At 41.4% G+C, this 10,453-nt stretch carries 13 protein-coding genes; 9 read left to right on the top strand and 4 right to left on the bottom strand.

All coding sequences use genetic code 11. The features are described 5' to 3' along the window. Positions 1–277 precede the first annotated feature (277 nt). The 3 genes from BM057_RS10540 (at position 278) to BM057_RS10530 (ending at position 3,779) form a co-directional block, all read left to right on the top strand. A complete protein-coding gene (locus BM057_RS10540) occupies positions 278–1,066 on the top strand; it encodes a serine hydrolase (protein WP_047390442.1) in 789 nt (262 codons plus the stop codon). A gap of 265 nt (positions 1,067–1,331) precedes the next feature. Then, the gene (gene glpK / locus BM057_RS10535) at positions 1,332–2,867 is read left to right on the top strand and encodes a glycerol kinase GlpK (protein WP_047390440.1); all 1,536 of its coding nucleotides are present in this window, start codon (positions 1,332–1,334) and stop codon (positions 2,865–2,867) included. Positions 2,868–3,059: 192 nt separating this feature from the next. Next, positions 3,060–3,779 (top strand): MIP/aquaporin family protein, encoded by a 720-nt coding sequence (locus tag BM057_RS10530; RefSeq protein ID WP_047390439.1) that lies wholly within the window; start codon positions 3,060–3,062, stop codon positions 3,777–3,779. A gap of 76 nt (positions 3,780–3,855) precedes the next feature. On the opposite strand, the gene dhaM is transcribed toward BM057_RS10530, so the two are convergent. The 3 genes from dhaM to dhaK are packed head-to-tail and all read right to left on the bottom strand — an operon-like array spanning position 3,856 to position 5,819. Then, the gene (gene dhaM, locus BM057_RS10525) at positions 3,856–4,230 is read right to left on the bottom strand and encodes a dihydroxyacetone kinase phosphoryl donor subunit DhaM (protein ID WP_047390437.1); all 375 of its coding nucleotides are present in this window, start codon (positions 4,228–4,230) and stop codon (positions 3,856–3,858) included. Beyond that, positions 4,223–4,813: a dihydroxyacetone kinase subunit DhaL gene (gene dhaL / locus BM057_RS10520; protein WP_047390450.1), complete on the bottom strand. Its 591-nt coding sequence runs from the start codon at positions 4,811–4,813 to the stop codon at positions 4,223–4,225. The genes dhaM and dhaL overlap by 8 nt, the downstream gene beginning before the upstream one ends. 16 nt (positions 4,814–4,829) lie before the next feature. Beyond that, complete coding sequence (gene dhaK, locus BM057_RS10515; protein WP_047390435.1) at positions 4,830–5,819, bottom strand: dihydroxyacetone kinase subunit DhaK; 990 nt, start codon at positions 5,817–5,819, stop codon at positions 4,830–4,832. Between the two features lie 353 nt (positions 5,820–6,172). Between dhaK and BM057_RS10510 the strand changes: the two genes are divergently transcribed. From BM057_RS10510 to BM057_RS11745, 4 genes are read left to right on the top strand one after another with little or no spacing between them, the layout of a single operon-like run. Then, positions 6,173–7,216 carry a DUF7309 domain-containing protein gene (locus BM057_RS10510; protein ID WP_092093636.1) on the top strand — a complete coding sequence of 348 codons (1,044 nt, stop codon included), beginning with the start codon at positions 6,173–6,175 and terminating at the stop codon, positions 7,214–7,216. Between the two features lie 29 nt (positions 7,217–7,245). Next, entirely contained in the window at positions 7,246–7,944 is a 699-nt protein-coding gene (locus BM057_RS10505; RefSeq protein WP_092093633.1) for an NAD(P)H-dependent oxidoreductase, read from the top strand. A gap of 46 nt (positions 7,945–7,990) precedes the next feature. Next, positions 7,991–8,167 (top strand): hypothetical protein, encoded by a 177-nt coding sequence (locus BM057_RS11750; protein ID WP_177186245.1) that lies wholly within the window; start codon positions 7,991–7,993, stop codon positions 8,165–8,167. A gap of 22 nt (positions 8,168–8,189) precedes the next feature. Then, complete coding sequence (locus tag BM057_RS11745; protein ID WP_177186244.1) at positions 8,190–8,351, top strand: hypothetical protein; 162 nt, start codon at positions 8,190–8,192, stop codon at positions 8,349–8,351. Between the two features lie 115 nt (positions 8,352–8,466). Here BM057_RS11745 and BM057_RS10500 read toward each other — a convergent pair whose 3' ends face one another. Beyond that, positions 8,467–9,117 carry a bifunctional 2-keto-4-hydroxyglutarate aldolase/2-keto-3-deoxy-6-phosphogluconate aldolase gene (locus tag BM057_RS10500; protein ID WP_047390430.1) on the bottom strand — a complete coding sequence of 217 codons (651 nt, stop codon included), beginning with the start codon at positions 9,115–9,117 and terminating at the stop codon, positions 8,467–8,469. Between the two features lie 300 nt (positions 9,118–9,417). On the opposite strand from BM057_RS10500, the gene BM057_RS10495 reads away from it, so the two are divergent. Together BM057_RS10495 and BM057_RS10490 are read left to right on the top strand one after the other, a co-directional pair. Next, entirely contained in the window at positions 9,418–10,077 is a 660-nt protein-coding gene (locus BM057_RS10495; protein ID WP_092093630.1) for an SDR family oxidoreductase, read from the top strand. An 88-nt stretch (positions 10,078–10,165) separates the two neighbouring features. Continuing rightward, positions 10,166–10,453 (top strand): helix-turn-helix domain-containing protein (locus BM057_RS10490; RefSeq protein ID WP_177186135.1); only part of this gene is annotated, 288 nt, incomplete at its 3' end.

Here is a 10,453-nt window from a genome sequence, read left to right as displayed (position 1 = left end):
CAGAACGAAACGCAGTGCCGTTCGAGGAGGCTCGCGGTTCGCCCGCGGAAAGCGAAGTGTCTGCCCTGCATGTATCAATGCTTGCTTTAAAAAAATAAAAAAGAATCAAAAATAGAAAACATTGTCGGCATAAGTGCGAAAACTTTTTTCCAACAATTAATTGACACTATCATTATTCGCTTTTTTATCAAAAAACTTTTATGATAAAGGTGAAGTAGGATATAACTGATCTTCTATGATTTGACTTCAATAAATAGGAGAAGGTGAGGGGATTACGATGGATTTACCACAGGAATTAAAACGTCTGAATGAAACGTATGCCGAGCAGTTGTCCATTGGCTTGTTTATTTCTGACGGTACACGAATTTTGGCAGCAGAAAAAGAAGATCGTCCTTTTACTGCCGCAAATTTAAATAAGTTGCCCATTTATTTATACTATGTTGAGAGCGCTGCAAAAGGGCAGCTGGATTTATCAGAAGAAATTGATATTCCATCAGAGGACCGCATTAGCGGTACGGGTGTCTTGCATCTCGTTCCACATATTCAGCGGTGGACAGTGAATGATCTGCTGATTTTTATGATTGCTGTTTCAGACCATGAAGCCACGAACCATCTTATCGCCAAAGCTGGATTGAGAACCATTCAAGAATGGATCCAAACAAAACCATGGGCAGAAGAAGTTCATTTGCGTCGTTATTTGATGGATTATACGTCTGGCTTGACCAATGAGATTACAGCAAAAGGGGCAGTTGCGGTATTGCAGGAAATCATAGATCTTGGTAAGCGACACCCTGAAATGAAGGAACAGATCGAATGGCCATTTTTAAGACAACAATTCAGAAATGGATTGCCGGGTTATTTGCATGAAAAGGGCATTCCAATTTTAGAAATCCTCAATAAAACAGAAGAAGATACCGACATTCGTCATGATGTCGCTTTATTCCGCTATAAAGAACAGGAAATTTATGTAGCTGCTCTAGCAAGTGATGTTCAAGACGAAGCATTAGCTTATGCTTGGCTGCAAGAAGTCGGACGGCTTGTTTTTCAATATATGATCGATCAGTAAGATTAGAAAATCTACTGAATGTAATAGAGGAAACAAAGAAGTTGATCAAAAATCTAAATAAAAAGAAAGTGAGAGAGGTCGGAACAAGCACTGCTGCGAAGCGTTTCTAACAAATAAAGAAGGTGGAACAGCAGTGTTTTTCTGTCCTTTTTTAGCGCTTATTTTTATGAAAGGGTTTTACTTTTTGTAAGCTAGGTGTTATATTTTTATTGGAAAGGGTTTTCAATAGTAAAAAGTAAAAAACATTATAGGAGGGTTTTACTGTATGGAAAAGAAATATATTATGTCGATCGACCAAGGAACAACAAGTACGCGAGCCATTATTTTTGACAAGCAAGGGAATCCGCAATGGACCTATCAAAAAGAATTCACCCAATATTTTCCAGAACCTGGTTGGGTAGAACATGATGCGAATGAAATATGGATCTCCGTTTTGACAGTTATTGCCGGTGCTTTGATCGAGTCAGGAATCAAGCCGCAAGAAGTGGACAGCATTGGAATTACGAACCAACGTGAAACCACTGTGATCTGGGATAAAAAGACGGGCAGACCGATTTACCATGCGATCGTTTGGCAGTCTAAACAAACGAATGAAATTTCAGAGCAGCTGATGAAAGACGGCCACACAGATATGATCCACGAAAAAACAGGTCTAGTGGTCGATTCTTATTTCTCTGCTACAAAAATCAGATGGTTGCTGGACAAAGTAGAAGGCGCTCAAGAGCGTGCTGAAAATGGAGAATTGTTGTTTGGAACAATCGATACATGGATCGTATGGCGTTTGACTGGCGGTAAAGTACACGTCACAGACTATTCAAATGCTAGCCGTACGATGCTCTTCAATATTTACGACCTGAAATGGGACGAAGATATTTTACAACTATTGAATATCCCTAAAGCGATCTTACCTGAAGTCCGTTCATCTTCAGAAATTTATGGTAAGAGTATCCCAGAACATTTTTATGGCTATGAAATACCGATTGCAGGAATCGCCGGTGACCAGCAAGCAGCTTTGTTCGGTCAGACAGCTTATGAAAAAGGAATGGTCAAAAATACTTACGGTACGGGTGCTTTTATCATCATGAATACTGGAAAAGAACCGATCATTTCCAACAACGGTTTATTAACGACGTTGGCTTATGGGATCGATGGCGAAGTCACCTATGCTTTAGAAGGAAGTATATTCGTGGCAGGCTCAGCGATTCAATGGTTGAGAGACGGCTTACGAATGGTTAGAACATCTCCTCAATCGGAAGATTATGCAAAACGTGTAGATACGACCGACAATGTTTATGTGGTGCCAGCTTTTACAGGACTGGGTGCACCGCATTGGGATCAAGAAGCGCGCGGCGCTGTATTTGGTGTTACACGTGGAACAACTAAGGAACATTTCATTCGGGCGACATTAGAATCATTGGCTTATCAAACACGTGATGTTATCGATACGATGAATAAAGATTCAGGCATCGAGATCAAGACATTGAGAGTGGATGGTGGAGCAGCAAATAATGACTTCTTGATGCAGTTTCAATCAGATATTTTAAATGTACCGATCGAACGCTCAAAAGTAAATGAAACGACAGCTTTAGGCGCAGCTTATTTGGCAGGATTAGCCACTGGTTTCTGGAGCAGCCAAGATGAAATCAAGAAACTTTGGGAAAAAGAAGCTACGTTCGAACCGGAAATGTCTGAAGATGTACGGGAAGATTTATATGAAGGTTGGGAAAATGCTGTCGAAGCAACCAAAGTCTTTAAACATAAACCACTCAAGAAAAGCGAACAGCAAGAAAAGAAAGCTTAAGCATGCTTGAATATGTAAATGAATCAAGCAGCAGCGATCTGTTACAGTCCTGCGTGAGCGTATGCTGAAACATGGGCTGTTAGAGCATATGGATAAAGGCGTACGAGTAAGGAGTTCTTCCATTAAATGGGGAGTGCTTCTTACAATATAAGGGGTCAATGTTTTAAACATGAATTGTGAGGAGGAAAGGGAATGGATACAAGTACAATGCAGCAATTACTAGGGGAATTTATCGGAACAATGGTCCTAGTGTTGTTAGGGGATGGTGTAGTAGCCGGAAATGTTTTAAATAAATCGAAAGGTGAAAACAGCGGCTGGGTCATGATCACTCTCGGTTGGGGGCTTGCAGTAACGATCGCTGTTTATGCATCCGGATTTTTAAGTCCGGCACATCTGAATCCGGCTGTAACCCTTGGAATGGCTGTTGCAGGAGAAATCGAATGGGGATTAGTGCTGCCTTATATCATTGCTCAAATGCTGGGGGCTTTTGCTGGAGCTGTTTTAGTATGGATCCAATACTTGCCGCACTGGGCAGCCACTGAAGATGATGAAACGAAATTAGCTGTTTTTGCGACAGGTCCTGCCATCCGCAGTATGGGTGCTAACTTGGTCAGTGAGATCATTGGAACGATCGTACTTGTCTTTGGTTTATTGGCATTTACGCGTGGGGAATTTACAGAAGGATTGAACCCATTAGTCGTCGGTGCTTTGATCACTTCTATTGGACTATCGTTAGGCGGAACAACGGGTTATGCGATCAACCCAGCTCGTGATTTAGGTCCGCGGATCGCTCACCAAGTATTGCCGGTTGCTGGCAAAGGACATTCTGATTGGGGTTATTCGTGGGTCCCAGTTGTAGGTCCAATGATTGGAGGCGCCGTTGCAGCGCTATTATACAATATGATTCCTTAGAACATAACATCAAATAAAAGCTGCGTCCCTGATTTGGGTCGCAGCTTTTCTATCGTTTCCTTTTGAGACAAATGCTTTATTTTACTTTTAAGGCATTGACTTGTTCTTCGATCATGTCGATCGGTGCATCTGCTTGTAAGAGCGAAGCAGCGGTGTAGGCACTTTCAACAAAAGCGGTATCGTATAGCGTCACTTTCTTTGTGGCGACTTCCATTGCCATTTCTAAATTCATTTTGGCACTGCCTAAATCATAGAAAGCCAACACGCGCTCTTCTTCAAAAGATTCTAATCCTTGTGAGATCTTATCAAAGCTTGTGCCGATTTCATTTTCATCCGTACCGCCTGCGCTAATGATCGTCACATCAGCGGCAACTTGCGACAGCAATTCTTTTAAGCCGTCTGCGATAGCAGGGACATGAGAAACAAGCAATATACCATGTGTCTTACTCATCTGCTACACCCGCTTTCAACATCGTTTTAAATAACAGACCGCTTGATGCAGCACCAGGATCGATGTGGCCGATCGAGCGTTCACCTAAATAAGAAGCTCGGCCTTTTGTCGCTTTTATCGGTTTGGTTTTTTCAACATATTCATCCACTTTTTCAGTTGTCAGCTGATTGTTTTGCACATCTTCAATAACGGGGATCCATTCGTCGACCATTGTTTTTTCACCTTGGGCAGCTTTTCCGCGTTTTTGGATGCCGTCTAAGCCAGCCTGTAACAAATCAGCTAATGCGACTTGTTCATCGTTTTTTGCTGCTTTTGCCATTTCGATAAACGCTGATCCGTATAAGGGGCCGGAAGCGCCGCCGACTTTGCTGACCATTACCATACCGGTGTCTTTCAGCAAGTCTGTTAAGTTGTCATATTCTTTTTCAGCTAGCTTTTCTTTTAATGCAGTAGCGCCGCGAGCCATGTTGTTGCCGTGGTCGCCATCACCGATTGCTGTGTCTAACTCACTCAAATAAACTTTATTTTCTAGTAATTGTTCTATAAATAAATCTAACCATTTTTTTGCTGTTTCGACTTTTATCATTATAGACTCCTTTCTACCATGCAATCGTTGTAACAGGGGCGTTCAAGTAATCGAGCCATTTTGAATCGGCTATTTTTAGTAAGGTCAGCGAGATTCCTTCCATATCGATCGAAGTCATATAATCACCGACTTTTTTGAAGGCTAAGTCCAATTCTTCTTTTTGCAGCAAATGATGAACGTCATTCGTGAAAACGAATTGTTCCATCAGAGGAGTTGCGCCCATTCCATTGATCAAGAGTGCGAATGAGTCTCCTGACTGCCAGTTGAATTCTTTCTTCAATTGCGTGACCAATTCTTCAGCAAGGGAAGCAGAAGGTTGAAGTTTTTCCCGACGATAACCAGGCTCGCCATGGATGCCGACACCGAACTCGATTTCGTCGGCTCCAATCTCAAAGCCGGGTTTGCCCACTTCTGGGTTGGTCGCAGGACTTAAAGCCAGACCAATCGATTTAAGTGAAGAAACGACTTTGTCTCCTAAAGCTTTCAACTCTTCAAGAGAGGCGCCTTCTTCCGCTGCAGCCCCTAAAATTTTATGAACGAGGACAGTACCGGCAATGCCGCGACGGCCAGCTGTATAAGTGCTGTCTTCAACGGCGATATCATCGTCTACCACTACATATTCTACTTTGATATCTTCCATATCTGCCAGATCTTTAGCCATTTCGAAGTTCATGACGTCTCCAGAGTAGTTTTTGATCACAAGGAAAACGCCTTGTCCTTCATCGCTGGCTTTGATAGCTTCTAGAATTTGATCAGGAGTAGGGGAAGTAAAGACTTCTCCGCAAACTGCTGCTGATAGCATCCCTTTTCCGACAAAACCGGCATGCGAAGGTTCATGTCCGCTGCCGCCGCCACTGACGAGTCCGACCTTGCCATTTTTATCTGCTTTTCGATGGACGACATTGGTATCAGGCAATTGTTCAACTAAGCCATCATAAGCAAAGACCAAACCTTTGACCATTTCATCAACAACAGCAGATGGATCATTTATGATTTTTTTCATGCAAATGTACCTCCCAAAGTATAGATGTTGCTGCACCCTTATTGTAAACGTTTGCTTTAAAAAGAACAAACAGAACCTATTCAAGGGAAGGGAAAATTCATGTTTTCACAAGAGGCTCTGCAAACAAAAAAAGAGGAAAAATGAAAAATTAGATTGTAGTAGAAGCATATAATTGAGATAATAGACATATAAATAGTCAGATGATGAAAAGCTTCAATTGAAAAGAAGGAAATAAGGAACGGTTGTGCGAAGAAGAACCTTATTTCCCACAAACATCTTCATAAGAAACGAATCAGTTAAGATAATTAAAATAAAGAGACTTAAAACGAAATCGTCCACAAGGAGAGAAGTGCGTGAACAAAGAGAAGGAATTATTTCAAATCGCTAAACATCTTTATCAGGCAAAGCTCTGGAATGACTTCTGGGATATGGATATTATTGCTTTGCAGCTCCCAAATCGAAAAGAGCCGGTTTTTGTTTCTGTTTTAGGCAAAGCAGAGGGAGAATTTGGATTTTTGGTTTGCCGTGACTTAGAAGACCTTGCTTATTTTTTTGAAACAGCTAGGAAAACGTTGGGGAACGAGTTTGAAGATGCTGTAGAAAGTATTGCATCGCAAAAATGCCTTTCTTTAACTTACGAAAATCGAGAAGACTTAGATAAAGAAGATTACCAACGTATAAAGGACAGCGGTGTTACATTCAGAGGAAAAAAAGCTTGGCCTATTTTTACGGACTATCGGCCTGGTTATTACCCAGATGATATCGCTGAAGAGGAAATTCCTTTTATGATCGAGGTGCTGGAAAAGTTCCTTGAAACGGGAGAGGCTTTTCGAGAACAAGCCGACTTTTATGAAGACCAAGAGATGGAAGAAGTGCTGATGCGTACGTATCATGAAGATGGTACTTATGAAGATGGACGCTTTACAATACCTGGACAAGTTTTCGAAGGTTTGTTAGGTTTATCTCTAGAAGAAGCACCAGTAGAAGTGACAAAATTTGAAATGAAGCGTGCTGAGCGTTTGCCAATGGGAGAAGCTATCTGGGAATTGGACATCAACTTTGTTCCTTTATCAAGTATTGAGCAAGAGGACGAACGAGCCATTTTCCCAAGGTTGTTGATGGTAATCGATGCTAAAAGCGGAGAAGTGATATTAGCTGAATTCATCCAGCAGAAGAAAACAGAAGAGATTCAGCGGATCTTTTTGCAGCTGCTGTTGAAACAGATGGTCAAGCCGCCGACGATCGTGTTGAACTTTAGCCGGGTCAACCAAGTGGCAGCTGTTTTAGGTTCATTAATGAGAGAATTAAGGATCGAAGCTGTGCCGGTTCAAAAATTACCATTGATTGCTGCAGCTCAAGAAGAAATGTTTCACTTTTTTGATCACTACCCTTTATAAAAGAAACAAATCGGAAGAGAGGCGATAAGATGAAAACACTTGTGGTGATCTCCCACCCTGAAATAGCTGAATCAGGCAGCCAACAATACTTATTGAGCTCTGTACCAGAAAAGGAAGCTGTGACCGTGCATCATTTGGAAAGTATTTATCCAAGCGGTCAAATCGATATCGAAGCTGAACAGCGGTTATTGATGGAACATGACCGTATTCTCTTTCAATTTCCTTTTTACTGGTATAGTTCGCCAGCGTTATTAAAAAAATGGCAAGATGATGTGTTGACAGATGGTTTTGCATATGGAGCTCAAGGCAGCCGATTGGCAGGGAAAGAATTTGGCTTGATTTTAACGATTGGGGTAAAAGCAACAGCTTACCAGGCAGGTGGAAAAGAAGGGTTCAGCATCAGCGAATTGACTAAGCCTTATCAAGCAATAGCGATGAAAACAAAGATGACCTATTTGCAGCCTTTAGTGATCCCGCAATTCGCCTACATGCAAGAAAAGCAAAAGATGCAGCTGTTGATTGCTTATCAGCAAATGCTGACAAGAGAAAGAGAAGACAGTTTAGCGTCTCGTGAAAAATGGCTGATCCACGAACTAGAAAAAACGGATCCTGCAACTTTAGCATCTGGAGATGAACAAGTGATCCAGCAGGCAATCGAACGAATTGAAGAAAATCGAGAAACGATTGATGAATTAGACGCTATTTTAGAACAGGTGCGACAAAGTTAAATCTTGCAGCGGAATCTTTGAACAAGCATAAAAGGGGGATTTGTTGATGGAAGAGAAAGAGTGGATCACGTCTGAGCTGGAGCGGGTATACCACAACAGCCGTGATTACAAACAAAAAGCCTTGCTTGCGGAAACCATTCGTTTGCTGCAAGAGCAGTACTTGCGGATCGAGCAAAAAGAAGGCGAGCTGGATGGTTCGTTATGGAGTCCTAAAGACTGGTAAACAGAAAAAGCAGGAGAGAAAAATGACAGAAGAAAAACACAATGTGGTATGTGATTTAGAGACAGGCATGTGCAGACCAGCAGGAAAAACACAGACGGAGCAGAGCAATTTGATCCAAAAAATAGATGTAAGCCAGTTGAAAAAGGCGCAAACAGAACTTAAAACAGAAGACAAGCAGTCTTAAAAGAAAGAACATCAAAAAGGAGTCGAGTGATCGGCTCCTTTTTGATGCTTAAAGCGTAAACAAAATTGTTTGTGAAAGATTTTGATACCCCTCATTTGAAATGAATAAAATGGACTTAGTGATGTTCTGAAATGGTTTTATATTGGTCAACAAACGTTTTAGCATGCACAGCAACACTGTCGTATCCTTCCGTTTTTACATCTTTTGTCAAAGCGCTGCCGATACCAACAGCCCAAGCACCATTTGCGACCCATTTTTCCATATTATCGAGACTGACACCGCCTGAAGGCATCAAATCAATGTGAGGAATCGGTCCGTGAACATCTTTAATAAAACCAGGGCCTAAGACGCCGCCTGGAAATACTTTGACAACTTCAACTCCAGTCTCCATAGCATTGGCGATCTCGGTTACTGATCCGCAACCTGGCAAATAAGGAATCGTGTAGCGATTGCAAAGGATAGCAATATCTTTTGAAAAGTGAGGACTGACGATGAACTTAGCTCCTGCAAGAATAGCGATCCTAGCAGTGATGTTATCCATTACTGTACCAGCCCCTATGATCATTTCCGTATCTTTAAACTCATGTGCTAATGCTTCAATCGCCTTTTCAGCACCGGGCGTCGTAAAAGTGACTTCGATATTTTTGATTCCGCCTTTATAGGCTGCTTTTGAGATGTCAACTGCATCTTGAGCAGTGTTACCTCGAATAACGGCAAATAAGTAATTTTTTTCCAATTGTGCTAGTGTTTCTCTTTTTATACTCATGATCGAGCCTCCTTGGTAAAACGATCTAGATTCGTGAAAACCATTTCATATCACGGTACAATTATAACGGTTACAAGAAATAATGTCCATGATACGGAAAGGACGTTTTATATGAGCTTTGTAAAGGAACTAAAAGCAGAAAGAGTGATTTGCTTGTTTAAATACTGAAATCTTATGGTAAAGCGAGCCATTCAAATGTCAAAAAGTTCCTACTCAAGAATCGATAATCCTATAAATTGGCTTAAACGAACTTTTTTGTTATGCTTAGGATAGTAAACAAATAGAAGGAGTGCGTAAATCATGAAAGTCTTAGTTGTGGGAGCAAATGGAAAAATCGGTCATCAAATCGTTGAAAAATTGCATCAAGACTCAGCCTATACTGTGCGAGCAATGGTTAGAAAAGAAGACCAAGCTGTTGCTTTAAAAGAAAAAGGGATTGATGCTTATTTAGCTAACTTAGAGGATACAGTGGATAACTTGGCAGGTGCCGTTAAAGGAATGGATGCCATTATCTTTTCAGCTGGTTCAGGCGGCAGTACGGGAGCAGACAAAACCTTGCTGATCGACTTAGACGGTGCGGTCAAAATGATGGAAGCTGCTAAAAAGGAACAGGTCGATCGCTTTGTTATGGTCAGTGCATTTGGTGCAGACAGTAGGGAAAGATGGAGTGAGGCTATTAAATCTTATTATGTCGCCAAGTACTATGCAGATCGTGAATTAATGCAAACGGATCTGAACTATACGATCGTGCGGCCGGGGGCTTTATTGGATGAAGCGGGTACAGGAAAAGTGAAAATCGCAGCCTTACTCGATCTAGAAGGACCGGATAAAAGAGAAGTGCCTCGAGAAGATGTCGCAAATGTAGTGATCGAAAGTTTGCAAAATAAACAAACATATCGCAAAGCTTTCGATTTGATCTCAGGGGAAGAAGCTATTACAGACGCCTTAAATCAATTATAACTAGAAAAAACAGCACCTGTTCAATTGGAACAAGTATACTGACCCCCAAATGTTAGACCAAAAATCTAACATTTGGAGGTCATTTTTTATGGCTAAATATAGCTTTGAATTTAAAAGAATGGTCGTGAAGGAGTACATCAAAGGTTTTGGCGGATATGCCTCTCTAGCTGAAAAACATGGCATTAAAAGCTACGGCCAAGTACGTGATTGGGTGAAAGTTTATCAAGAGTTTGGTGAAGAAGGGTTACAGAGACGGACAACGAACAGGGATTATACTGTTCAATTTAAATTAGATGCGGTAGAGTTGTATTCAAGAACAGAGTTGACCTATCGAGAAACAGCCAACCGACTGGGACTGACTACCCCTGCATTGATT

The organism is Pisciglobus halotolerans (genome assembly GCF_900113675.1).
Classification (GTDB): domain Bacteria; phylum Bacillota; class Bacilli; order Lactobacillales; family Carnobacteriaceae; genus Pisciglobus; species Pisciglobus halotolerans.
Note: the sequence above shows the minus strand (reverse complement) of the source record. Positions and strands in the feature narration are given on the sequence as shown.